At 62.6% G+C, this 24,372-nt stretch carries 18 protein-coding genes and 1 pseudogene; 6 read left to right on the forward strand and 13 right to left on the reverse strand.

The features are described 5' to 3' along the window. Positions 1 to 2,527: 2,527 nt before the first annotated feature. Together G3N62_RS02715 and G3N62_RS02720 are read left to right on the forward strand one after the other, a co-directional pair. A complete protein-coding gene (locus tag G3N62_RS02715) occupies positions 2,528 to 3,025 on the forward strand; it encodes an adenylate kinase (RefSeq protein ID WP_124671143.1) in 498 nt (165 codons plus the stop codon). Between the two features lie 184 nt (positions 3,026 to 3,209). Further along, positions 3,210 to 3,857 (forward strand): hypothetical protein, encoded by a 648-nt coding sequence (locus tag G3N62_RS02720; protein WP_124671144.1) that lies wholly within the window; start codon positions 3,210 to 3,212, stop codon positions 3,855 to 3,857. A 183-nt stretch (positions 3,858 to 4,040) separates the two neighbouring features. Here G3N62_RS02720 and G3N62_RS02725 read toward each other — a convergent pair whose 3' ends face one another. The 5 genes from G3N62_RS02725 to G3N62_RS02745 form a co-directional block, all read right to left on the reverse strand. Continuing rightward, complete coding sequence (locus G3N62_RS02725; protein ID WP_124671145.1) at positions 4,041 to 4,274, reverse strand: hypothetical protein; 234 nt, start codon at positions 4,272 to 4,274, stop codon at positions 4,041 to 4,043. A gap of 243 nt (positions 4,275 to 4,517) precedes the next feature. After that, on the reverse strand, positions 4,518 to 4,922 hold the full coding sequence (locus G3N62_RS02730) for a hypothetical protein (protein WP_049036671.1): 405 nt from the start codon (positions 4,920 to 4,922) through the stop codon (positions 4,518 to 4,520). Positions 4,923 to 5,237: 315 nt separating this feature from the next. Beyond that, positions 5,238 to 6,665: an efflux transporter outer membrane subunit gene (locus tag G3N62_RS02735; RefSeq protein ID WP_124671146.1), complete on the reverse strand. Its 1,428-nt coding sequence runs from the start codon at positions 6,663 to 6,665 to the stop codon at positions 5,238 to 5,240. Beyond that, entirely contained in the window at positions 6,662 to 9,859 is a 3,198-nt protein-coding gene (locus G3N62_RS02740; RefSeq protein WP_124671147.1) for an efflux RND transporter permease subunit, read from the reverse strand. The genes G3N62_RS02735 and G3N62_RS02740 overlap by 4 nt, the downstream gene beginning before the upstream one ends. A gap of 12 nt (positions 9,860 to 9,871) precedes the next feature. After that, on the reverse strand, positions 9,872 to 11,116 hold the full coding sequence (locus G3N62_RS02745) for an efflux RND transporter periplasmic adaptor subunit (RefSeq protein WP_124671148.1): 1,245 nt from the start codon (positions 11,114 to 11,116) through the stop codon (positions 9,872 to 9,874). A 313-nt stretch (positions 11,117 to 11,429) separates the two neighbouring features. On the opposite strand from G3N62_RS02745, the gene G3N62_RS02750 reads away from it, so the two are divergent. The 3 genes and pseudogenes from G3N62_RS02750 to G3N62_RS36365 all read left to right on the forward strand — a co-directional run. Beyond that, a complete protein-coding gene (locus G3N62_RS02750) occupies positions 11,430 to 12,179 on the forward strand; it encodes a response regulator (protein ID WP_185733134.1) in 750 nt (249 codons plus the stop codon). Next, entirely contained in the window at positions 12,163 to 13,440 is a 1,278-nt protein-coding gene (locus G3N62_RS02755; protein ID WP_124671149.1) for an ATP-binding protein, read from the forward strand. Before G3N62_RS02750 ends, G3N62_RS02755 begins: the two co-directional genes overlap by 17 nt. A 692-nt stretch (positions 13,441 to 14,132) precedes the next feature. Continuing rightward, positions 14,133 to 14,426: pseudogene (locus G3N62_RS36365) on the forward strand (VOC family protein); the annotation flags it as partial. A gap of 375 nt (positions 14,427 to 14,801) precedes the next feature. Here G3N62_RS36365 and G3N62_RS02760 read toward each other — a convergent pair. From G3N62_RS02760 to G3N62_RS02795, 8 genes are all read right to left on the reverse strand, one after another. Then, entirely contained in the window at positions 14,802 to 15,725 is a 924-nt protein-coding gene (locus tag G3N62_RS02760; RefSeq protein ID WP_124671150.1) for an MBL fold metallo-hydrolase, read from the reverse strand. Between the two features lie 38 nt (positions 15,726 to 15,763). Next, a complete protein-coding gene (locus G3N62_RS02765; protein WP_185733135.1) occupies positions 15,764 to 16,300 on the reverse strand; it encodes a DUF3331 domain-containing protein in 537 nt (178 codons plus the stop codon). Between the two features lie 116 nt (positions 16,301 to 16,416). Next, entirely contained in the window at positions 16,417 to 17,238 is an 822-nt protein-coding gene (locus tag G3N62_RS02770; RefSeq protein ID WP_124671151.1) for an alpha/beta hydrolase, read from the reverse strand. Between the two features lie 304 nt (positions 17,239 to 17,542). Further along, positions 17,543 to 18,289 (reverse strand): glucose 1-dehydrogenase, encoded by a 747-nt coding sequence (locus G3N62_RS02775; protein ID WP_034190443.1) that lies wholly within the window; start codon positions 18,287 to 18,289, stop codon positions 17,543 to 17,545. 159 nt (positions 18,290 to 18,448) lie between these two features. Next, on the reverse strand, positions 18,449 to 19,090 hold the full coding sequence (locus G3N62_RS02780) for an HD domain-containing protein (RefSeq protein ID WP_124671152.1): 642 nt from the start codon (positions 19,088 to 19,090) through the stop codon (positions 18,449 to 18,451). A 66-nt stretch (positions 19,091 to 19,156) separates the two neighbouring features. Then, a complete protein-coding gene (locus G3N62_RS02785; protein WP_124671166.1) occupies positions 19,157 to 20,626 on the reverse strand; it encodes a catalase in 1,470 nt (489 codons plus the stop codon). 376 nt (positions 20,627 to 21,002) lie between these two features. Next, positions 21,003 to 21,935 (reverse strand): AraC family transcriptional regulator, encoded by a 933-nt coding sequence (locus tag G3N62_RS02790; RefSeq protein ID WP_080287916.1) that lies wholly within the window; start codon positions 21,933 to 21,935, stop codon positions 21,003 to 21,005. 236 nt (positions 21,936 to 22,171) lie between these two features. Further along, positions 22,172 to 23,638: an efflux transporter outer membrane subunit gene (locus tag G3N62_RS02795; protein ID WP_124671153.1), complete on the reverse strand. Its 1,467-nt coding sequence runs from the start codon at positions 23,636 to 23,638 to the stop codon at positions 22,172 to 22,174. A gap of 97 nt (positions 23,639 to 23,735) precedes the next feature. On the opposite strand from G3N62_RS02795, the gene G3N62_RS02800 reads away from it, so the two are divergent. Beyond that, positions 23,736 to 24,353, forward strand: coding sequence for a TetR/AcrR family transcriptional regulator (locus G3N62_RS02800; RefSeq protein WP_049035844.1), 618 nt, complete (start codon positions 23,736 to 23,738; stop codon positions 24,351 to 24,353). Positions 24,354 to 24,372: the final 19 nt, after the last annotated feature.

Genomic DNA, 24,372 nt, shown 5'->3' on the forward strand with positions numbered 1-24,372 from the left:
GCAATCGATGATGTGTCGGGCGCGGCAACGACCCGAACAAGGTTCGGGACGAACACGACATTCAATGCCACCATAGACGGTCAGCGACAATACGCTGTGCAGATTCTCGGAACTGTTCGAGTTGAGAGCGGAATGATCGTAACCGCAGTACTCCGGAATCCGAACGATTGGCAAACATTGGAGGGTTGGCGCGACCATCAGAGTGGGCGCATTGAGGGCGTTGCCTCAATAGCGTCTCTGCGATTTGCCGCCATTTTGTTTGGTGCGCTTTTCGCGTCCGTCGTCGTTTTAGGGTTTGTTTGCAGGCCGGTTGCGGGCGAGCATCTACTTGCCGTTTCAATGATTTTAACTTTCGGCGCGGCGACACTGATACCCATTGTCGGTTGGTATCGGGGAATGCAAGTGTGGCGTGAGCTCCGCCTTGATCGACGATGACTGCCTCTAAACCGGTTGCGCGTAGTCTACCCGTCCCTCTTCGAATCGGCCCGCCAGAAGCTTTGAAGCCCCTTCGCAACTGAAGCGAGCAGCAGCAGAAGAAGAACCAGCGTGATCCAGTCCTCTCCTCGCCACGTTGCTCGGTCCAAGACCGAGTGACTGGCATCGGCCGGGTCGAAGTAAGCTGGCAGCGTGTAGCCAGCAGGGCGGGATAGCGCAGCTCGCTTGGCAAGTTCTTGCGATCCGTACCATGTCGCGTTGTAACCGTAAATGGTGCTGCTACTTTGACTCACATATCGACGACCGTGCACGATATACGAGTATGTCCACGACGGTGTCCAGATCCTCCCGCTCTTCTGGGATCGAGAAATTGTTTCCGATGATAGAACGGTCGCGTCGGTCGAGGACCATGACCGCTCTACTATCACGAAATAGACTCGCGACGCGGTCGCGTTTCCGATCCAGACGATGACACTCCCCGCCAGAACTAGAGTTGTCCAGACGATGATGGACATCCGCGTATTTGTCCTTGTTTTCACTTGTAATCCGTTGTCTCGGTTGAGATCGCTCTTTTTTGGCCTGGTTGAAGTCGTACACGGGGACAGACGGGCCGAAATAGATCAAGAGTCTCAATTCCCAAGGAATACGCGTAGCTTTGGACGTAGCTTTTCTAGCTGGCCCCTGTCAGATAACGCGCAGGTACTGCTGCATCGTTGGGGTGACGGTTGCAGGTGCTGCTGCGAGTTAGGTGCTCATGTGAACGGAAAAAGTTGCTTTGGCCGGCCGAGTTTACCAGTGGGCCGGACGGGATCGCACGAAGTTCGCCATCCGGCCGGTAGCGGCCGGTTGCGCGTCACAGGGCGGTGGCCCGGCCGCCGGCCGAGGTCGGCCATAAAGAGACCGTCGACGACGGCCTCTATATCGTCGACAATCCCCGAATCGTCAAAGTAACCTTCTCATGTAAAAGGTCCGGCGATGCAAAACGCGACCCGCGAGCGTAGCGCGCAACTTTGGAAGTGCACACTGTCCGACAGCCGCCATCGGCCTGTTGCGTTGTCAGCCGTTGTCCGCCACGTACAGCCTGGTGACGTACCGGCGCTCGGGCTGCTTTTCTTCGCGGCCTTTCATGGAACGATCGACGATGCTGGACACACTGAAACTCAGTATGCGTTAATGGCAACAGCGATTCTTAGCGGCCGGTATGGCGAATGGATCTTCGAAGCATCGTGGATAGTTGAGCAGACGGACGGTCTCCAGTCAGCGTGCCTCGTCTGCGACTATCAGCCTTATGGATGTCCGGTAATAGCTGTTGTGGCCACAGCACCCGCCAATCAGGGGGCAGGCACAGCCGGAATGTTGCTTGACGCCGCAATGGCTACATTATCCGCGCTCGGTCATTCCGAATGCTGTGCGATAGTTACCCAGGGAAATGTCGCTTCGGAGCGTTTATTCGGAAGTCGCGGATTTTTTCCTCGCGCCGACGTCCGCGGTTCGTAACGTGGTGTCCGCTTCATTTCGACCAGAAACTGACAATCGACGCACACGGATGAATCGTTGGCAATTTGGCTTCCCGAACGTCGGCGTATCAGGATGAACTCATACCGTATTCGACTCCGTGAGCACGCACCGTCTGATGCCGATCGGTTCTGCGAATTGCAAATGAGCTCTCCGGTTGCACGTTATGTGTCATGGCTCCCACGAACGCGAGAGCAATGCGAGAGGGCTCTGGCTGACGCGATAGCACAGCAACGTTCTGCGGAGCGGGTACGGTTCTTCTATGCCGTTGAATTTCAGCACGTGGACGGGATGATCGGAAGCGTCGGATATACAGTTCGGGATGCCGGTTCGGCTGATTGTGGACGGTTCTTGTTACCCGCCTTTCGGGGAAATGGCTATGCGGCTCCGGCGGTTCGCGAACTGCTGCAACGGGCGTTTGGCTCTGGCGGGATCGTAAGCATGGCAGCCTCATGCTCGGTTGGGAATCGGGCCTCTGTTCGGGTAGCGGAAAAATGCGGATTTCGCCTGATCGCAGAGATTCATGGGCGCGCACACTTTGAAATCCGGCTGAAAGACTTTCATGCACTTGCACCGAATGGACCTGACTAGAACGCTCGTTATCGGAAATTCGGGTTCCGGCAAAAGCTGGCTGGCGGAGCGCATCGCCGGCCATTCCGGTGCCGCCTACGTCGATCTCGACCTGATTCATTGGCTTCCTGGCGGGTACGACGTTGCTCGAGAGCGCACGGAAGCGATTCGCCGGTTGCAACTTGCTGCCGAGGCCGATCGCTGGGTGATCGAAGGCATCTACGGATGGCTCGTCAGCGAGGTTCTGGCAGACGCGAGCGCGTTGATCTGGTTGCGCCTCGACGAAGCCGAATGCGTGGCGAATATTCGTCGGCGAGGCGTTCGCCGCAACGGATCCCCGGAGGCTTTCGACGCATTGCAGGTGTGGGCCGCGACTTACCGATCCCGGACCGGGTCAAGCTCGTATGTTGCCCACCGGTCTATTTTCGATCGCTTTAGTGGAGACAAGAAAATTCTTTTGTCGCGTGATGCAGTAACTGAGTTCATCGGTCAGTTGCCGCTCTGACGAATGTCGATTTCGTGATGTTCCGATCTCCCGCCTGTGGCCGCCCCTTCTGGGGTGACAGTCGTCCATCTGGCGGATAGCGGCCACAAGCGGTCGGTCGACTTCAACGTCCAGATCGTTGACAATTGCGTATGGGTCTTTGGCCACTCCCAGTCACAAAACCGTGTGAGATGCCTAGTCATACATGAACTACCCTCCACTTGAACTTGGTGCTGTTTTCCAAACGGACTGGACAGAGCATCCTATTCGCGTGATCGCGTTTGATGCAGATGCGGTCATGTATGACGCTTGGTGGCCACACAAGCAAGCCTGGGGCATGGAGAACCTGTCCGGCACCTTTAGCTACTACCGCGTGGGACGCACCTTGTTCTTGTCACGAGTGCATTATCTGCGAACCGATGAATACACTGAGCTCGAGGCTAGCATTCACAGGCCAGATCTTCCCTTGGCCTACGCGCAGTTCGAATCGTTGAACTGGTATGACCAAAGGCCCGAATCTCTATCGCAACTGGCTCAACAGATCGCCCAAGCACGAGGCCATCAAAACCCGAGCGATGATGCTTCGCTTCTAGAAACATCAGCCATCTACCTCGCGCCTTTCGGTCCAAAGGGCAGCCAGAAGCCGCCGACGGTATGCTATGCGCAGGACGGCTATGCGTTCAACGAATCAGAAGTTCTATGGAACGCGTGGCAATTGCAGGCCCCGCACCTAGGTGATCACCATCTCACGAGCGGCATCGGCATCTATCGTTTAGGGGTTCGGCGGCGCACCCCGACTTTCTATATCTGGGGTTCTTTGAGCCAGCTGAATGGAGGAACGAGTAGCTCGTAAGAAAGGGGAGCCACGATTGCTCCTGTCGCTGCTCTGCGTCCCGCGAACGGCTGCTTCCGGGATAGCCCGATGGCTGCTTCGGGTCGGCTACGGCCGGCCACATCTGGCAGCATTCGGCCACGAACGGCCGTTCGACACAGCTTTTTAGATCGTCGACAATCGGTGCAGATAAGGGCGTAGCCTTTAGCGGTTACCGTCGATCAGATCGTTCAGCAGCGCATCGAACGCGGCCTGTGCGTCTTCAAGTTCCTGCAGGGCGGCATCGAAGGTTTGCAGCGCGAACGGCGAAGGCTCGCCGCTGGCTTGCGGCGGAAATTGCTTCTGCATCGAGGCGAACGTGCTCTGCACGCGCAGCGTGGCGGCCACCATGCGCTCCATCGCCTGGGTTTCTTCGGCTCGGGCCTGTTCCGGATTCATTCCACTCTCCTTGGATGGTTTTCTTGAAGACCAGATCGTACACGCTGTGTCCGTTCTTGCCGCCCTTGGCAGAACGACTCCGTTGAAGGTTCCAACGGCACGCTGCGCGAGAAGCGATTTAATCGGGAATGATTCCGCAGTCGCACCGAGGCCAAGATACTCAGCGAGTGTGGCTACAAAATCCCGCCGCGGGTCAGGCCCATACTCGTTCAAATGCAGACAATTCCCTCTCGGTCGATGGGGTCACATGCTCGCTGCGGCTGCGATTGGCGAGCATTTTCCGTTCGCGATGTAGTATCGCAGTCGCTCCCAAGCGTCCAGGTAGCGATGCCACGGGATGGCGGCCAACTGCTCGTCATGGATGACGAGGATCTGCTCGACGATCGCCAGTTCGTGATCGAGCAGCAGGCAGCGCTCCCCTCGATCCACACGCGTGACGCATGCATTGAGCGCTGCTTCCGCGCGCCGGTACAGATCAAGGTCCGTGCCAGTCGAGGTCGCATCCCGCAGATAGAACGCGAGGTACACCACGCGAACCAGGCAAATGACCTGGTCGAGGTCTCCGCGCCCACCCCGCACGGTGGCCAGGGCGAGGTGGTTCTCCAGTGACAGCGCATGGATCTTTTCCGTTGGCAACGGCAGAAACATTTCTCTCGTTAGGCGCGATCGACCGACTCGTCGCATTGATCGTCTCTTGTTTTCCAATTTGCTCGCTCGTGACTGAATCGTGTCTCTCGTCATGCCAGATCGAGGCGGCCTGATCGCACACTAGGAATCCGTACACCTATCCGTTCGACATGCAGCGATGCCCCGTGAAAATCAACGATGCCCGATCACCCGCTCGGCGGCCGGCTGCCGAGACCGGCCCGGTAAACGGGCCGTGGAATCGAGGCAGGATCAAGGCGTGTGGGCGAATCGGATGGGTCATTGTCGAAGCAAACGACCCATCGACCGTTCGTATGACTATCGTTGCGCCATCGCGCTCGTCTCCGACCAGCCGCCGCCCACCACCTTGTACAGCGTGATGAGGTTCGACTGCTTGGCGAGCATGTCCGTGATCAGTTGCTGTTGCGCAGTGTAGAGCGTGCGCTGCGCGTCGAGCAGGGTCAGGAAGCTGTCGGTGCCGCTGCGGTAGCGTGCCTGCGCGAGGTCGTAGTACTGCTGCGCGGCGTTCACGTAGTCGCGGTCCGCAGCCACCTGCGTGACGTACGTCGTGCGTCCCGCGAGTGCATTCGACACTTCCTTGAACGCCGTCTGGATGGCCTTCTCATAGTTGGCGATGTCGATATCCTTCTCGACTTTCGCTACGTCGAGCGTGGCGCGGTTGTAGCCGAAGTCGAAGATGGGCACCGAAATGGACGGCGCAAATGTCCACGCACCCGTGCCCGCCTTGAAGAGGTTCGAGAGGCTGCTGCTCGTGGTGCCCGCGGAAGCCGTCAGCTCGATCTTCGGAAAGAACGCGGCGCGCGCCGCGCCGATGTTGGCGTTGGCGGCCTTCAGCGTGTGCTCGGCTTCGACGATATCGGGGCGGCGCGTGAGCAGATCCGACGGCACGCCTTCGCCGATGTCCGCGAACATGTTCTCGCTTTCCATCAGCGCACCGCTTTGCGGCAGATCGGTGGGCAGCGGCGCGCCGATTTCGGCCACCAGGTTGTTGCGGTCCTGCGCCACCGCACGCGTGTACGAGGCCAGGCTCGAGCGCGCGCTGGCCAGCGAGTTTTCGGCCTGGCGCACGTCCTGCAGCGACGCGCTGCCGATCTTCATCATGCGCACCGTGAGGTCGTAGGTGTGCTGGTCCGCATCCACGGTGTTCTGCGTGACCTGCAGCGTAGCTTCGTCGGAGAGCAACTGCAGATAGTCGGTAGCGACCGTCGCGATCAGGCTGAGCTGCGTGCTCGTGCGCGCCGCGTCCGTGGCGAGGTATTGCTCCAGCGCCTGGCGCTTGAGGCTGCGCAGGCGGCCGAAGAAGTCGATTTCCCACGACGTGAGCCCCACGTTCGCACTGCTCGAACTGGATGAGCTCGTGGAGCCTTCCACGCGTTCGCGCGTGACCGAGCCGGATGCGCTGATGGCGGGCCCGATGTTGGCGCGCGCGATGCGGTACTGCGCTTCGTACTGCGCCACGTTGAGCGCGGCCACTCGCATGTCGCGGTTGTTCGCGAGTGCGACTTCGATCAGCTTTTGCAGGCGCGGGTCTCTGAAGAAGTCGCGCCAGCCGAGGTCGGCACCCAGCGGTGCCTCAGCGGTGGGCTGTGCCGCTTTCGGTTGCGTCGGCACGAGGACGGTGGACCAGGCACTGTCGACGGGCGCGGCCGGGCGCCGGTACGTCGGGTCGAGCGTGCAGCCTGCCAGTGCGACCGCGCAAAGAAGGGCGATCAGTGTGCGTTTCATGCGTTGCCCTCGTTGATGTCGGCGGAGTCCGTGGCGTGACCGTGTTCCTTGAACAGTCTGCGCACCACGACGAAGAAGACCGGTACGAAGAAGATCGCAAGCACCGTGGCCGCGATCATGCCCCCCGTCACACCCGTGCCGATGGCATGGCGTGCGCCGGCGCCGGCACCCGTGCTGATGACGAGCGGCAGGACGCCGAACACGAACGCGAGCGAAGTCATGAGAATGGGGCGCAGCCGCATGTGGGCGGCTTCGAGTACGGCGTCCACGAGGCGGTGCCCCTGCGCTTGCAGATCCTTCGCGAACTCGACGATCAAAATGGCGTTCTTCGTGGAAAGCCCGATGGTGGCCAGCAGCCCCACCTTGAAGTAGATGTCGTTCGAAAGTCCGCGCCCGTGAGCGGCAAGTAACGCGCCCAGCACGCCGAGCGGCACGACGAGCAGCACCGCGAGCGGAATCGACCAGCTTTCGTAGAGTCCCGCGAGGCACAGGAACACGACGACGAGCGAGATCGCATAGAGCGTCGTGGCCTGGGAGCCGGCCTGCTTCTCCTGGTAGGACTGTCCGGTCCATTCCAGAGCGAAGCCGGGCGGCAGTTTGTGCGCGAGCTGCTCGACCGCGTTCATGGCCTCGCCGGTGCTCACGCCGGGCCGCGTGGCAGCCGAAATGCCCGTGGCGAGCTGCCGGTTGTAGCGCTCGATCTGCGGCGGCCCGAACGTCCAGTGACTCTTGGCGAACGACGAGAAGGGCACCATCGTCGAGTCGTAGCCTGTCGTGCTCGTGGCGGTGCTCGAAGACGATAAGGATGACGAACCCGACGAACTGCTGCTTGCCTTCACATACCAGTCGCCAAGGTCGGCGGGCATCATGCGATACGGCGCGTCCGACTGCACGTAGACTTTCTGCACGCGCCCCGTGTCGATGTAGTTGTTCACGTAGGACGAACCGAACGCGGTCTGCAGCGTGTCGTTGACGTCGGAGATGGAAAGCCCCAGCGCGTTGGCTTTTTCGCGGTCGATGTCCACTTGCAACTGCGGCGTGTCTTCGAGGCCGGACGGGCGCACCATGGCGAGCGTCGGTTCCTTCGACGCCATGCCGAGAAACTGGTTGCGCACCGCGAGCAGCTTGTCGTGTCCTGCGCCGCCGCGGTCTTCGATCTCGAAGTCGAGGCCGCTTTGCGTACCCAGTTCCTGAATGGCGGGCGGATTCAGCACGAAGATGCGCGCGTCGCGATTGCCGGCGAAATGCTGGTTGGCGCGCGCGATGATGGCCGGCGCGCTGTCGCGCGAACCGCGCAGGCTCCAGTCCTTGAGCGTCACGAACGCGATGGCGTTGTTCTGCCCTTGACCGTTGAAGCTGAAGCCGTTGATGGCGATGACCTGCTTGACGCCCGGCTCGTCTTTCAGCACGTACTGTTCCACCGTCTCTACCGTCTTCAGCGTGCGCGAGGCCGGCGTGCCCGCGGGCGCGCTGATCGACACGATGAAGTAGCCCTGGTCTTCGTCAGGCAGGAACGAGGAGGGTAACGTGACGTAGAGCAGCGCCACGACGCCGGCGATCACGCCGTAGAGGAGCATGTAACGCGCGGGCCGCGCGACCACGCGTGCGAGCGAGGAACTGTAGCCCGCATTGCTCCTCGCGAACCACCGGTTGAACCAGCCGAAGAAGCCGCGCTTTTCGTGGTGCTCCACGTCGGCGCGCTTGAGCAGCGTGGCGCACAGCGCCGGCGTGAGCGTGAGCGCAAGCATGACCGACAGCAGCATCGCCGAGACGATGGTGATGGAGAACTGCCGGTAGATCGCGCCCGTGGAGCCCGCGAAGAACGCCATCGGAATGAAGACGGCGGTGAGCACGGTGGTCACGCCGACCAGCGCGCCGGTAATCTGCCCCATCGCCTTGTGCGTGGCTTCCTTCGGGCCGAGTTTCTCCTCGCTCATGATGCGCTCGACGTTTTCCACCACCACGATGGCGTCGTCCACGAGCAGGCCGATGGCGAGCACCATCGCGAACATCGAGAGCACGTTGATCGAAAAACCGATCATCGACATCACGCCGAACGTGCCGAGCAGCGCAACGGGCACCACGATGGTCGGAATCAGCGTGGCGCGTACGTTCTGCAGGAACAGGTACATCACGAGGAAAACCAGTACGACTGCTTCGAGCAGCGTCTTCACTACCTCTTCGATCGAGATGCGCACGAACGGCGTGGTGTCGTACGGATAACTGATCGCTACGTCCTGCGGCAATTGCAGCTGGATTTCGGCGAGCTTCGCGCGCACCGCGTTGGCTGCGTCCAGCGCGTTGGCGCCGGTGGCGAGCTTGATGGCGAGTGCGGATGCCGGTTTACCGTTCAGACGCGACGAGGTGTCGTAGCTGTCGCCGCCCACCTCCACGCGCGCCACGTCCTTCAGCAGCACGCGCGAGCCGTCGCTGTTCACACGCAGCAGGATGTTGGCGAACTGGTCGGCGGTCGTAAGCAGACTCGACGAGCGGATGGTTGCGTTGATGGCCTGCGAGTCCGTTGCCGGCGAGCCGCCTACCTGTCCCGTGGAAAGCTCGACGTTCTGGTTCGTGATAGCCGTGGTCACGTCGGAGGGCGTGAGTCCGAAGCTGTGGAGCTTCACCGGGTTGAGCCAGATGCGCATGGCGTGCTGCGCGCCAAACAGCGTCACGTCGCCCACGCCGTTCAACTGTGCGAGCGGATCTTCGATCCGGGTCGCGATGATGTTGCCGAGATCCACCGAATTCCAGGTGCCGCCCGGCGACGAGAGCGCGACGATCATGAGGAAGCTCGTCGACGCCTTCGCCACCTGCACGCCTTGCTCCTGCACCGTTTCGGGCAAGGTAGGCGTGGCCTGCGTCACCTTGTTCTGAACCTGCACCTGCGCGATGTCGGGATTCGTGCCGGGATTGAACGTCAGCGTGATGGTGGCCTGCCCGGCGGAACTGCTCGTGGATGACATGTACAGCACGTTGTCGATGCCGCTCAGCTTCTGCTCGATCACCTGGGTCACGGTTGCGGCGACGGTGTCGGCGGAGGCGCCGGGGTAGGTGGCCGTCACCTGCACCGAGGGCGGCGCGATGGTGGGGTACTGCGCGACGGGAAGACTCGTGACCGCCGCCGCACCCACCAGCATGATGACGCTGGCCATCACCCACGCGAGAATGGGACGCTTGATGAAGAACTCTGCCATGCCGTTCTCCGCCTAGCGTTGTGCCGACACGGACGAGGCCGTGTCTGTCGCGGGTGCCGCGTTCGCCTGTGTCTGCGGCGTATCGGCCGCCACCTTGACCGGCGCGCCCGCATGCACGCTCTGCAGGCCGCTCACGATCACGCGGTCGCCGGTGTGCAGACCCGACGTCACGATCCATTGGTCGCGGAATGCGTTGTCGGCCACCACCTGCACCTGCTGCGCGTTGCCGGTCGCGTCCGCCACGTAGACGCTCGCCTTGCCGTCCGATGTGCGCGTCACGGCCATCTGCGGCACGAGTATCGCGTTGTCGTTTTCGCCTTCTTCCAGACGGGCGCGGACGAACATGCCGGGCAGCAATTCGCGTTCGGGGTTCGGGAACGTGCTGCGCAGCGTGACCGAGCCCGTCGTGGCGTCCACGGTCACGCCGGAGAACTGCAGCGCGCCGGGGTGCGCGTATTCGGTGCCGTCTTCCATTACGAGCGTGACGGCGGCGCTGTCGCTGCCCGTTTTCTTCAGGCGCCCCGAAGCGAAGGCCTTGCGCAGCTTCAGCCATTCCGTGCTGGGGCGCGTGACGTCGAGGTACATCTGGTCGAACGCCTGGATGGTGGCAAGCGCAGTGGTCTGGTCGGAGGTGACGAGCGCACCCTCGGTCACGCTCGATGCACCGATGCGCCCGGAAATTGGGGCGCGCACACGCGTGTATTCGAGGTTGACGCGCGCAGATTCGAGCGACGCCTCGTCGGCCGTGACGTCGGCTGCGTCTTCGCGAACGGCGGCGACGGCATCGTCGTAATCCTGCTTGCTCACGGCGTTGATCTTCACGAGTTCCGTGTAGCGATCCGCTTTCGTTTTCGCCGAGGCCAGCGTGGCGCGCGCTTTTTCGAGCGTGCCGCGGGCCTGGTCGTAGGTCGCCTGGTAGGTGGCCGGGTCGATCTGGTAGAGCACCTGGCCCGCCTTCACGTCGCTGCCTTCCACGAACAGGCGCTTCAAGACGATACCGCCCACCTGCGGGCGGACGTCGGAAACCTTCAGCGAGGAAAGGCGGCCGGAGAGTTCGGTGGTTTCGACGATGCGCTGCGGCGCGAGCGTGAGTACGCCGACCGCGGCGGTTTGTGCGGCAAAGCCGGAGGGCGCGCCTGTCGGCTTGTTGCAGCCCGCGGTGCCGAGTATGGCGAATATCGAGAGCGCGGAAAATAAGCGCCGCGGCCTGCACATCGTGCGGTGGTGCGCGTGGTTAGAGAGGATTGACGTCTTCATCTTTGACCTGTTTGGACATCGCGATGCGGGAACGGGATGGCACCGAGCGCTTCAATGGCAGCTCAGCGGAACCGGTGCTGGGCAAGGCGTAACGCTACCGACGTCGCCTATTTCCGTGCTTACGGAAACTTACTGTCCGGTGACCCGAGAAGACAGACGAAAGAGACGGGGATGCTTGCTGTGTACGAAACGAAACACCAGGCGGTGCGGCACATACATCTGGCGAGCGCCAATACTCAGTAATATTTCGAAAGCCAGTCGAGCCTTCTCCGGGCTACCATCAATCCGTTCTCATACCACCCGAATACCCGAAGTGCACGCACCCCCCTTTCCCGATTCCACGCTGCAGGTCCTGCTCGTTGATGACGACGCCGAGCTGCGCGACCTGCTGCGCAAGTTCTTCCAGCAACGCGGCAGCGCGTTCTCCGTCTTGCACGACGCCACCAATCTGGCGCGGCGGCTCGAACGTGAGCGGCCGTCCATCATCGTGATGGACCTCATGATGCCGGGCGTGGATGGCCTCACCGCGCTCAAGCAATTGCGCGCGCGCGGCGACACGATTCCCGTCATCATGCTGACCGCGCGCGCCGAAGGCGTGGAACGCGTGCTGGGGCTCGAACTGGGTGCGGACGACTATCTGGGCAAGCCGTTCATGCCGCAGGAACTGCTCGCGCGCATCCACGCGGTGCTGCGCCGCCAAGGCCAGCCGCCAACCACGGTAGTGCAGGAGAAGCGCGCCCCGTGCCGGTTCGGCCGTTTCGAACTGGATTTCTCGACGCGCACGCTGCTGAGGGAAGGCACACCCGTGAAGCTCACGGGCGGCGAGTACGCGCTGCTCGAGGTGCTGGCCTCGCACCCCATGGAGACGCTTTCGCGTGCGCGGCTCATCGAGCTGCTCCACGGTCCGGATGCCGAGGTGACGGAGCGCGGCATCGACGTGCCGGTATGGCGCCTGCGTCGCCTGATCGAGGACGATCCGTCCAATCCCCGGCGGTTGCAAACCATGCGCGGCGTCGGCTACATGTTCATTCCCGACATCCCGGCCGATGAAGAATCCATTTGATTCGATGTTCGGCCGGCTCGTCATCACGACGGTGGGCCTGCTCGTGCTGGTTCACCTCACGTCGCTGCTGCTGATCGACCGAACCCGCGCGAGCCTCACCGCTTTCCATATTTCGCGCGTCATGGAGGCAGCCGCCCGCATGGGCGAGCACGATGGCGGCAGCGAACGGTCTGTGGCGAACATTCTCGGTATTTCGTTCGTGGACCTGAAGCAACTGCCGGCCGCCGAAGCGCAGCGCTTTCGCATCGACACGCTCGGGCCCATCGAACGGCAGCTGCGGCACGTGCTGCCGTCGGGCATCCACGTGGCGATGGATAGCGACGGCACGCTGCGCGTGCTCCCCGCAGGCAGCACGCGTGGCATCGTGCTCCCGCGGGCCGAGGTGCCACTGAGTCGTTTCACCGGGGTGCTGGCGTTGACGCTGGTGTTCGCTATCGTGGTTGCCGTCGTGCTTGCGTGGCACCTGAACCGCCCCATCCGCGATCTTGCCGCAGCCGCGCGTGAGCATCGCACTGGCCATCACCTGAACCGCGTGCGCACACGCGGGCCGCGCGAACTGCGCGAGCTGATTGGCGACTTCAACGACATGACGCGCGAGCTGGCCGAGGCAGAGCGCGAGCGCGCCGTGATGCTCGCGAGCATCGCGCACGACCTGCGGACACCGATCACACGCATGCAGGTGCGGGCAGACCTGCTGACCGACCGTAGCGATCGCGAGGGCTTTCTGCGCGATACCGAATCCATGTCGCGTGTCATCACGCAGTTTCTCGACTTTGCGCACGAGAGCCCCGAAGGGTCGCCGCAAATCAGCGTGGACACGCATTGTCGTCGCGATTACACCGACGCACCGAGTCCGGGCGGCGAAGCGCATACCGATGCACTTGTCACGCTCGATCTGCACGCGGGGCTCGACTTCATGCTGCCCATGGTCGATATCGACCGCATTCTCTCCAACCTTGTCGAGAATGCGCTGACCTACGGCGAGCCGCCCGTGGAGATCGCCACGCGAGCGCATGACGAGCACTACGAAATCGTGGTGCGAGATCACGGGGCCGGCGTGTCCGAGCCTGACCTGGACCGCGTGCTGCGTCCGTTTGTCCGGCTCGATCCCGCGCGCGGCGGCACCGCGCACAGCGGATTGGGCCTCGCCATCGTCCGCCGCCTCGTTCGCCATCACGGCGGCACGCTGCAGATTTCCAACGCGGCCGACGGCGGCCTTGTCATAGCGATGAGGTTTCCGAAGCACAGCGCCGCGCGATGAAGTGCCGCATGCGCTGTCGCCGCTCGTCCGGGGGGCAGCGGTGTCTAGTCGAGCTTCCCTGCGCCCACCGCTTCGGCAAGCGTGAGGGCGCCTTCGTTGAGGTCCTCGGTGGTGTGTTCACCAGGTGTTGGCGGAAGGGAGGAACGGCAACCCGACATCGATGACTCCGTTCACGATATGTTTCCCCTTCATCATCGCTTCCAGTGTTCGATACCGATGACTGTGCGGATCGTGCAGCGTGAGTGCACGTCGAAGTGATCGAGACCCTTTTCGACGTGACAGGATACGGGCGCTTCATGGCTGTTCAGCAGGGCGGCCAGACGGCGATTCGACCGGACGACGAGAGTCGAATCGAATTCCCCATAGCTCGGCGCGAATGACACAACTCGTCTACGTCCGCGTTAAATTTGTCCACTCACGCAGTGGACCAAGCGTTCCGGCAGTACCCCCTGATTTCTAGACCGATTCCCGGCGTACCGGGCGGCCGGCCGGGCGAAGCACCGAGTTCAGACAGTACGCTTTCGACCTCAAGCTCAGTCAAGCTTCAATCACTGCATGAATCTGGCCGATGCTGTTGAAAGCCAATTATTTTGGCATCTGATACATTCCGTTGGCATCCATTTCGGGGGCACGTCATGAAACTTCGGACCGTGTATTTGAAGGTGAGTGATATGTAGACGTCCACTTCTTTCTGGGAGCGACTTCTCGGATATGAACCGCTGAAGCGGTCCGGCAAGTGGACTGAATTCTTGATCGGCACAAACAGACTGGGCCTTTTGTTAAACGATTTTGGAGACGAGATAAAAGGTAGCAGCTCCGTCCCGGTCTTTGAGTTCGAAGAAAGTGCACTTCACGAATTCGTGAAACGGGCAACAGAAAACGGCGCCGCCATCGTGATGGACGGATTGAAGATCGCGTCCATGAAAAGCATTGTATTGAGCAGCCCCGACGGACACGAGTTCGAGCTTTGCATGTGCCGCAACTAACCACGGGCTTTGCAGTTCGTCGTATGTCCCGCGAACGACCGCTTGGCGGCGACGAAGGGCCGTTGCAGGAGCCGCGACGAATGTCGCCCGGGTCGCAAAGCATCCTTCGCGCGACCACACAACGGCCGCTCGACATCATGTGCCGCTGATTGTCGATGCCACATAACGGAAGGATAACGAAGTAATGCCGCTTATTTTCAGGCGTATCGACTCGAACTTCAATCACGGTAGCGCCCCGCATGCCGTGCATGCCAGGCTCAGCTCGCATACACGGTCAGGGTCCAGTCCAGCCGTGGCTCAAGATCCAGTGAACCCGCGCTCCGAGAGAGCCCAGGAGCACCGACCCGCCGAACGCCAGGTTCACCGCCGATTGCATCAGATCGTATTCAACGGAATTCTCAGATAGCGCTTGCCGTTGTTTTCCAAAGGCGGAAGGGCGCCGGCCCGCATGTTCACCTGCATCGCTTGAAGAATCAGCTTCGGCAAGGTCAGCGTCGCGTCTCGTGCGGTACGTGCCGCGACGAACGCGTCTTCAGTAATCCCGTCACGAACGTGTACGTTCGTGGTGCGTTCGGCCCCGATTGTCGTTTCCCACGCGTAGGCGTCCCGTCCGGGCGCCTTGTAGTCGTGACTCAGGAACAGTCTTGCTTCGTCGGGAAGGCAAAGCAGTCGCCGAATGGAGCGGAAAAGCCGCCTGGCGTCTCCGCCCGGCAAGTCGGCTCTCGCCGTCCCGTAGTCCGGCATGAACATCGTGTTGCCGCAGAACACCGAATCGCCGATGACGTAGGCGACACTGTCGGGCGTATGTCCGGGAACGTCGAGAACCCTGCACTCGATCGCCCCGATGTTGAATCGCTCGCCGTCATCGAACAGGTGATCGAATTGCGAGCCGTCGCGCAGGAACTCCGGTCCGGCGTTAAACAAGCTGCCGAAGCGTCGCTGTACCGCGGTGATCGCGCGTCCGATTGCGAGCGCACCGCCGACACGCGCCTGCAGAAAGGACGCGGCGCTCAGGTGGTCCGCATGGACATGGGTTTCGAGCAGCCATACGATCGAGAGGCCTTCCGATTCGATATAAGCGACGATAGCGCGGGCCGATGTCTCCGAACATCGGCACGTCGGTGCGTCGAAGTCGAGGACCGGGTCGATGATTGCTGCGGCAAGCGAGATCGGATCGTGAACGACATAACTCGCGGTAGATGTCGCCTCGTCAAAAAAGGAATGGACAACCGGCACCGGATGTTTTCCGGCACGCGTCCGAACGATGCCCGCGATGGCGCGTTCGAGCGATTGATCCACGCGATGTCTCCTTTTTCTTGCCCCCGTCCGTCTCCGATTCAAGCCTCGGAGACGAGTTGGGCAAAGTGCGGTTCGAGTTCGGGAAAAGCATCCGCGTGCCGATCGCCAGGCCGGTTCGGCGTCGAGGCCCTGGATTCAGAGACCGACCCGACTGATGTCTGACCGCCCCGGCAAGGCGGCGAATCGATGGCCGACGCCTTGATCATTGCCGTCGCGTTGCTGCACATCGCGTTTCGCGCGCGCTTTGGACGAAAGACCGCGTCCCCTCGAGCAATCGAGTCGCCGCTCAGAATGCAAACGCCGTCCTTCCGGGCAATCACTCTCTGCCAGGTCTGCTCGCCGTATCGACACGTCGTTGAACTGCTCCACGAGACGAGCACGGTGTCGGCTGACGGGCGCTCGAGAATCACGATGCGGACCGCCCCGAGGTTCGAATCGGTCCTGCACGCACGCTCGTCCGCTCCCGCTGAAAGCGGTGCAGCCGGAGGCGATCGCAGGGCATCGAGGATCCTGTCCCAACGATTCCGGTCGCTGATGTCGTTTGCGACGTCGTCGATACCTGGAGTGTTTTCCATAGCTTCAATATCGCCGTTGGATGCTGGATGCAGCGTGAGAAACGGTGCTGCCAGGCGGGCGGTTTTTGCGCGGGGCCTGTGCAAAGCGCTGCACAGGCACATCGCAGACAGACGATTCAGCTTTGCAGGAAATCGAGTAGATCGAGGTTGACTGCGCTCGCGTTGATCGTCGCCATGCCGTGCGAGCCGCCGGGATAGATCTTGAGCCGTGCGTTCGGGGCGATTTCAACCGACCGTCGTGCCGATGCGTCGATCGGCACGATCTGGTCGTCGTCGCCGTGCAGAATGAGGAGGGGAACGTCGATTTTTTTCAGGTCTTCGGTGTAGTCGACCTCGGAGAATTCACGAATGCAATCAAATTGCCCCTTGATCGAACCCATCAGGCCTTGCACCTGGAAGGCGTCGATCGTGCCTTGTGACACGTCGGCACCCGGGCGGTTGAAGTTGTAAAACGGTACGGCGAGATCCTTGTAGAGCTGCGAACGATTGTTCACCACGCCGGCGCGCAGTCCATCGAATACATCGATCGGCAGACCGCCCGGGTTATCGTTGGTCTTGAGCATGATCGGCGGAACCGCGCCGATCAGCACCGCCTTTGCGACGCGTCCGGTTCCGTGGCGGCCGATGTAGCGTGCGACCTCGCCTCCACCGGTCGAATGCCCGACCAGCACCGCGCCGCGCAGATCGAGATGGTTCAGGAGTGCCGCGAGATCGTCGGCATACTGATCCATGTGGTTCCCGTCCCACGTTTGACCGGAACGGCCGTGGCCGCGGCGATCGTGTGCAATGACACGATAGCCTCGGGTGCCGAGGAACAGCATTTGTGCATCCCAGGCGTCGGCACAGAGCGGCCACCCATGGGAGAAGACGACCGGCGTGCCTGTCCCCCAGTCCTTGTAGAAAATCTCGGTACCGTCCGTGGAGTTGAAATAGCTCATGGCACGTTCCTGATCAGGTTGATTTGAAGGAAGTCTCGGGCAGGGCAATACGGAGCATCGTGTCGAGTTGGCGATCGCGAACGGCGCGTCGCACCGGCGCCCGCTGGTTTCCGGCGTGGCGGTGAGCAGCGACCCGCGCATGCGGGCCGCACTCACGAAGTGCGGGCATCGTCGTTTCGTTTCAGTGACTGCAGTCGTCACGCTCCGAATCGACGTGGCAACCCGCTGAGCCGCGGGAAATCCGGAGCGATCGTCATATGCATTGCGTCGATGGCGGGGCCGACGGTACGCGAGCGAACCCGCGTCAGCGCATGCCGCCGCTGGCGATGATGTGTTCGCCCGTCAGCCACTTTGCGTCGCCGGAAGCGAGGAAAACCGCAATCGATGCAACGTCGTCCGGCCGGCCCACGCGTCCGAGCGGCGTCTGGCTGACCGCTGAACTCTCGAACTCCGATCCGATCACGCCGGCGCTTTGCGCACCTTCGGTCACGATCACGCCGGGGTTGATCGTATTCACGCGAATGCCGCGCGGCCCGAGTTCGCGCGCGAGCGCGCCTGTGATGGAATCCACCGCGCCTTTCGTGCCGCTGTAGACGGCGGTCGTCGCCGGTGTGAGCGTCGAGACGACCGAGCTGACATTGATGATGCTGGCGCCTTCGCCCAGGTGCTGGACGGCGGCCTGTGTCGTGAGCAGGACCCCGAGCACGTTGATGTCGAATTGCCTGCGGTATTGCGCTTCCGTGAACGCCTCGATCGGCGCGAACTCGTAGACGCCCGAGTTGTTGACGAGAATGTCGAGGCGCCCATACGTTTCGATCGCCGCGTCGACGATGCCTTTCGCGTCGGCCGCCTTCGACACGTCGCCGCCCACGGCAACCGCTTTTCCCCCGGCCGTGGTGATGGCGGACACGACGTCGTCCGCGCCGGCCTTGCTGCTGGCGTAGTTCACGACGACCGACGCGCCCTCTGCCGCGAGCGCCTTGGCGATGGCGGCGCCGATACCTTTCGACGCACCGGTTACAACGGCCACTTTTCCTGCAAGCTTGCCCATGATGTTCACCTCAGTGTGAATGATTCCGTTGATGGACACCGGCCAGCCGTCTCGCACGATGCGATCGCCGGTGTTTTCTGCCTGTGCGGACCTGCATGCGGTCGCGATCGCCTGGCGCGGCGCGACTGGCCGGGCATCGATGCGCGGGACATGGCATCGTCAACCCGGCCATGCCGAATCGCGGATGACGGAACAGAAATTCCCCCGATGGAAGTGAGGCTCCTTGTCGGCGATCACGTCGGCCTTCACGTTGCCGAACGTGGTCTCCGGTTTATGCTTGATGCCGTTGTAGAACGCCTGAATGATCTCTTCCTTGAAGTGCGGCGGGCGCGGATGCGCATGCGTGACGGCTTCGCGTTCCTCGTGCGAGAACGCGTGGTACGAAAGGCCGAGCACATCCATCTCGACCCCGGCGGTCACCAGCGCAACGACCGGGTGCATATGGCGCGGAATGCCGGGCGTGGTATGCAGCGCAATGGCCGTCCAGACGAGATCGATGTCGGCCGCGGTGATGCCCCGGCCCGAGAGAAAGTCGCGGGCCGCATTGGCTCCGTCGACTTCGAAGCGTTCGGTGGCGCTGCTGTACGCGCCGGTGAGGCCGATGTCATGGAACATGGCGCCCGCGTACAACAGTTCCGGATCGAATTTCAGGCCGCGACGCACGCCTTCCAGGGCGCCGAACAAATAGACGCGGCTCGAATGATGAAAGAGCAGCGGGGTGGACGTGTCGCGCACGAACTCGGTAATTTCCCGCGCAAGCTGACTGTCGGGCACGGCGACATCCTGAATGACCTGCGACATGACGGTTCTCCATCGAAATGTGAGCGGATGCCGGCGTCCTGGCGGACGCCGCACGCGAACGGCCGGTTACTTCGCCGCAGCCGTCGCCCCGATTCTCGCGAGGGCCTCGCGAACGCCCGCGCCGTACTCGGGGTCCGCCTTCGCGCAATTGAGGATGTGGCGTTCCTGGATAGGCGCGTGGACGGAGGCCAGCTGCCGGGCGGTGTTGTCGAACAGCACCTGTCGCTGCGCCCGACTCATCAGGCGAAACAGATTCCCGGGCTGCGCGAAGTGATCGACGTCCACGCGGTGGTCCCAATGTGCGGCGTCGCCTTCGATTCGCAGCGGCGGCTCGTGAAGATCGGGCCGCGCTTCCCACTCGCCGGCACTGTTCGGGTAGTAGGACGGCGTGCCGCCGAGGTTGTCGTCGGTGCGCATGGCGCCATCGCGGTGGTAGCTGTGGAAGGGGCACTTCGGCGCATTGACGGGAATGTGATTGAAGTTCACGCCCAGCCGATAACGTTGCGTGTCGCCATAAGAGAAGAGCCGCGCCTGCAGCATCTTGTCCGGCGAAAAGCCGATGCCGGGCACGACGTTCGCGGGCGAGAACGCGGCCTGCTCGACCTCGGCGAAGTAGTTGCCCGGGTTGCGGTTCAATTCGAGCACGCCGACCTCGATCAGCGGGAAATCGCTTTTCGGCCAGACCTTGGTCAGGTCGAACGGGTTGAACGGCAGCGCCCTGGCCTCGTCGTCGTTCATCACCTGAATGAAGAGGGTCCAGCGCGGGAACTCGCCGCGTTCGATGCTTTCGTAAAGGTCGCGGCCATGCGTTTCTCGGTCCTTGCCCACGAGCTGTTCGGCTTCGCCGTCGGTCAGATTCTCGATGCCTTGCTGCGTACGGAAGTGGAATTTCACCCACGTCCGCTGGTTGTCGGCATCGACGAGGCTGAACGTATGGCTGCCGAATCCATGCATGTGACGATAGCTGCGCGGGATGCCCCTGTCGCTCATGACGATCGTGACCTGATGAAGCGCCTCCGGCAGCAGCGTCCAGAAGTCCCAGTTGCTGTTTGCGCTGCGCAGTCCGGTGCGCGGGTCGCGCTTGATCGCGTGATTGAGATCGGGAAAACGCAGCGGATCACGGAAAAAGAACACGGGCGTGTTGTTGCCCACGATGTCCCAGTTTCCTTCTTCCGTATAGAACTTCACCGCGAAGCCCCGGATATCGCGTTCGGCATCGGCGGCGCCGCGCTCGCCGGCGACTGTCGAAAAGCGCATGAATACCGGCGTTGCCTTGCCGATTTCCGAAAAGAGTTTCGCCTTGGTGTAGCGCGTGATGTCGTGCGTGACCGTGAATACGCCATGCGCGCCCGATCCTTTGGCGTGCATGCGTCGTTCGGGAATGACCTCGCGGTCGAAGTGCGCGAGTTTCTCGATCAGCCAGATATCCTGCAGCAGCGCGGGACCGCGCGGGCCGGCCGTTTCGATGTTCAGATTGTCGGCGACGGGTGCACCGGTTGCGTGATCGAGACGCGTAGACGTATCGCGATTTTTCATGCGTCGACTCCAGGAGGGGTGGGCGGACCGGCGCAGCGCCATGCCGTTTCGGGGCGGGCGGCCGCGCGAGGCTTTACGGGAAAATCAACGTGCAATTTCGGCAGGTGCGCCGACATGAAACGGCCGGACCGCGATGGCCACCCGTTCGACGAGTGACGCGCCACGGAGGCATCGACGAGTCGATGTGAGAGAAGCGTACCCGCGGGGTGCCCGCGCGATCTTGTATAAAACACCGGTTCGTTGGACGATTCGCGGACGACCGTCGAATACCGGGGGCAGGGGCTGAATCCGGATCAGGAGGCGGCGGTGCGGGGTGCGTCGGCGCATGTCGAGCGCACGCACATGCGCCGCCCGTGACGTTTGCACCGGTGCGGGGCTATCGGTTGCGCTGCGCCCAGTCTTTCGGCCCGCACCCCTCGAGACGCGAGAACACGCGCGAGAAATGGCTCTGGTCGAAAAATCCGCAGTCCGACGCGATGCTGGCCAGGCTCGCATCGGTGTCCCGCAACAGCGATTTCGCACGCTCGATACGGCGCTTGAGCAGCCACTGATGGGGCGTGCTGCCGGTGGTCTGCTTGAAGGCTTCGCCGAAGTAGCTGGTGGAGAGATTGCACTCGCGCGCGAGATCGGCGATCGACGGATTGTCGTGCAGGTGGGACGCGAAATAATCCTCGATGCGCCGCATCTGCCAAGGAGCGAGTCCGGAGCGGCGCGGCCGGAGCGCCGGATCGGCTCGGCCATAGCGTGTGACGACGTGTTCGCAGAACGCCAGCGCGAGGTAATCGATGAACAGCGCACTCGTCAGGTTGGGCTGCTGCAGGACCGTCTGCAGCGTATGCGACAGACTGAGCAGTACCGGGTCGCTGGCGCCGAGATGCGGCTGCACGAGTCCTCCTATGCGCCGGCGCCGCTTTTGATCGGTGAATTCCTCGATCGCGCCCTGGGCCAGATAGAGCCGCATGGTATCGAACGGCATGTCGAGACGGCGCGTCGGGCTCGAGCGCAGGTCGAGCAGAAAGCAACTGCCCGGACTGCACGACGCGGACGCGTCGAGATTGCCGCTTGAATAACGGAGGCCGGGATCGGGGCCGAGTATCAGCGGCATCTGGAAGACGAAGGCTTCCTCCGGTTGCGGCGTGAGCGAGCGCCCCGGCTGGGGCCGCGGGTTGATCAACCGGGTGAACGAAATCGGTTGCCCGTGGGAGAAAACGCCGGCCCGCACGGTCGGTGCGTCTCGCAGGAGAAACCGTCTGGCGAGCGTGTCGTCTGCAACCGGTTGACCGAAATCGACAGGATCCTTGTCGTTCATTCATCGCGCCCTGGAGTGCGCCCGGTCGGGCGTGGCGTGCCTTTGCCCGACGGCGGGTTCAAATGAAATCAGGCCCAATTTAGCGCAATTCGATGACGGCCGCGCGATGCGTGCAGTCACGCGCGTGACGCTGTCCGATCGCGGGTGCGACGCGCACGGCAATGGTGCGATTCGCACTCGCGCGGAACCGGACGGTGCGCGGGCGTCGTTGCGCGCGCCAACGCAGGGCGGCTTCGTCAGCGTGAACTCAACGACGTCTGACCGACGTGCGATGCCGGGTCCCAGCCGCCGCCGAGCGCCTTGAACGTCGAGATCGCGGCCCGCGCGGATTCCGTCTGTGCTTGCGCGCGCGCGTCGGCGGCCTGCAGCAGCGTCTCGTTCGCGTGCAATACGTCGATGAAGCTCGCCGCACCGCTGCGGTACGCGGTCATCGACGCATCCTTGGCGCGGGAAAACGACGACTCGGCATGCGACAGCGTGGCCGCCTGCGCCTGTCGATTCACCAATGACGAGAGCGAGTTCTCGACGTCCTCGGACGCGCGGAGGACGGCCTGCCGATAGGCCGCGAGTGCCTGCGCGTCGGCGCCTTTCGCCGCTTCGACATCGGCGCCGATGCGCGCGAAATCGAACAGGCGCCAGCGCAGCCCGACGAGGCCGGCCGCCTGGTTGGCGCCGCCCGAGAACAACGTACCGGTGGCGGCGGCGGTCGCGCTGCCGAGGAAGGCGTTCAGCGAGACCGTCGGGTAGTACTCGCCGATCGCGGCGCCAATGCGCGCATTGGCCGCGGCGAGGTGACGTTCGGCGGCGATCAGGTCGGGACGTCTTTGCAGCAGATCGGCCGGCGTGCCCATTTCCGCGAGCGACGGCGCAACGGGGATCACGGTGGGCGGGCTCAGCTCCGCGCGGTGCGTGCCGGGAGGCGTGCCGAGCATCACGTCGAGGGCGTTCGACGCCGCGTCGAGCGCCGCGAGCAGGACGGGCACGCCGGCCTGAACCTGATCGAGCGCGCCTTGCGCCTGCTGAACCTGATAGTCGGCCGCCGCACCTTTCGAATACAGGAGTTTCACGTCCGCGAGCAGTGTCTGCTGCGTCTGCACCTGCCGGGTCGCGATGTCCAGACGGGCCTGGAGCCCCCGGATCGTGACGTAGAGGTCCGCGGTCTGGGCCGCGACGGCAAGGCGGGTGGCGACCGCCGCCGCCTGCGTCGCCGAGTAATCGGCGAGCGCGGCTTCACGCTGGCGGCGCAGACCGCCAAAGATGTCGATCTCCCAACCGGCCTCCAGGTTGGTTTCGTACTCGGTGCCCCAGCGCGCGTAACCCGGCGTGGCATTGAGCAATTGCCCCAACGGCGTGTCGACGGACTGATAGGCGCGGGCCGCCGACGCGGAAACCGAGGCCGACGGGAGGAGCGCCGCGTTGGCCGTGCCCAGGCGTGCGCGTGCCTGAGTGATTTGCGCGACGGCCTGGGCCAGGTCCAGGTTCTGCGCCAGCGCCAGCGAAACGTAACGCGTGAGCAGCGGGTCGTTGAAGCTTTCCCACCAGGCGGAGAGATCGGCAACCGGAGCCTGTGCCGTGCCGGCGGACGGCTGGGTCAGGTAGTGCTGCGCCAGCGGCGCATCCGGGCGGTGGTAGTCGGGACCCACGGCGCACGCCGAAAGGACGGCGACGCTGGCCAGGAGAACAAGTGGACGGTGCAGGGGCATGATCATCTCGGGAGCGCAACGGCAGAGCGGATAGTGTGACCAATATACAATATGGTCACAAGTTGTCAACTCGCGAGTGAGCGGCTAAGCTTGAGACATGAACAAACCGACTCCCTCCGCCTCCCCGTCCCGCGGCCCCTCGGACCACGAAGTTCGCGCGCAGATCGTCGACGCCGCAACGGAATACTTCAGTCGCTACGGCTACGAAAAGACCACCGTTTCCGACCTCGCGAAGGAAATCGGGTTTTCGAAAGCCTATATCTACAAATTCTTCGATTCCAAGCAGGCGATCGGTCAAGTCATCTGCGCGAATCGCCTCGCCGCGATGATCACCGCCGTCAAGGAAAACATCGACGGCGCGCACAGCGCGACGGAAAAATTTCGCTGTATGTTCAAGACCTTGCTTTCGTCCGGAAGCGAGCTCTTCTTCCAGGATCGCAAGCTTTACGACATCGCCGCCGTGTCGGCCGCATCGCCCTGGCCATCGGTCCAGGGTTATGAGGACCAGATCCGGCAACTCGTCGCCGAGATCCTGCGGCTCGGGCGCGAAACCGGCGAATTCGAACGCAAGACGCCGCAAGACGAGGCGGTGAACGGGATCTTTCTGGTGATGAAGCCCTATTTCAATCCGCTGCTGCTCCAGTACAACCTCGAGGGTGCGGAAGAGGCGACGACCCAACTTGCGAACCTGGTACTCAGAAGTCTCGCGCCATGAATCTTGTTGTGACTGTTGA

The organism is Burkholderia sp. Tr-20355, assembly GCF_017104685.1.
Taxonomy (GTDB): Bacteria; Pseudomonadota; Gammaproteobacteria; order Burkholderiales; family Burkholderiaceae; genus Burkholderia; species Burkholderia seminalis.

Coding starts and splice junctions, on each gene's coding strand:
- G3N62_RS02770 (WP_124671151.1), bottom strand. CDS start 17,238: ATGAGCTATTTCAACTCCACGGACGGTACCGAGATTTTCTACAAGGAC.
- G3N62_RS02800 (WP_049035844.1), top strand. CDS start 23,736: ATGAACAAACCGACTCCCTCCGCCTCCCCGTCCCGCGGCCCCTCGGAC.
- G3N62_RS02730 (WP_049036671.1), bottom strand. CDS start 4,922: ATGTTTCTGCCGTTGCCAACGGAAAAGATCCATGCGCTGTCACTGGAG.
- G3N62_RS02735 (WP_124671146.1), bottom strand. CDS start 6,665: ATGAAACGCACACTGATCGCCCTTCTTTGCGCGGTCGCACTGGCAGGC.
- G3N62_RS02780 (WP_124671152.1), bottom strand. CDS start 19,090: ATGTCGCAGGTCATTCAGGATGTCGCCGTGCCCGACAGTCAGCTTGCG.
- G3N62_RS02795 (WP_124671153.1), bottom strand. CDS start 23,638: ATGCCCCTGCACCGTCCACTTGTTCTCCTGGCCAGCGTCGCCGTCCTT.
- G3N62_RS02725 (WP_124671145.1), bottom strand. CDS start 4,274: ATGAATCCGGAACAGGCCCGAGCCGAAGAAACCCAGGCGATGGAGCGC.
- G3N62_RS02785 (WP_124671166.1), bottom strand. CDS start 20,626: ATGAAAAATCGCGATACGTCTACGCGTCTCGATCACGCAACCGGTGCA.
- G3N62_RS02715 (WP_124671143.1), top strand. CDS start 2,528: ATGGACCTGACTAGAACGCTCGTTATCGGAAATTCGGGTTCCGGCAAA.
- G3N62_RS02740 (WP_124671147.1), bottom strand. CDS start 9,859: ATGGCAGAGTTCTTCATCAAGCGTCCCATTCTCGCGTGGGTGATGGCC.
- G3N62_RS02755 (WP_124671149.1), top strand. CDS start 12,163: ATGAAGAATCCATTTGATTCGATGTTCGGCCGGCTCGTCATCACGACG.
- G3N62_RS02790 (WP_080287916.1), bottom strand. CDS start 21,935: ATGAACGACAAGGATCCTGTCGATTTCGGTCAACCGGTTGCAGACGAC.
- G3N62_RS02775 (WP_034190443.1), bottom strand. CDS start 18,289: ATGGGCAAGCTTGCAGGAAAAGTGGCCGTTGTAACCGGTGCGTCGAAA.
- G3N62_RS02745 (WP_124671148.1), bottom strand. CDS start 11,116: ATGAAGACGTCAATCCTCTCTAACCACGCGCACCACCGCACGATGTGC.
- G3N62_RS02720 (WP_124671144.1), top strand. CDS start 3,210: ATGAACTACCCTCCACTTGAACTTGGTGCTGTTTTCCAAACGGACTGG.
- G3N62_RS02765 (WP_185733135.1), bottom strand. CDS start 16,300: ATGGAAAACACTCCAGGTATCGACGACGTCGCAAACGACATCAGCGAC.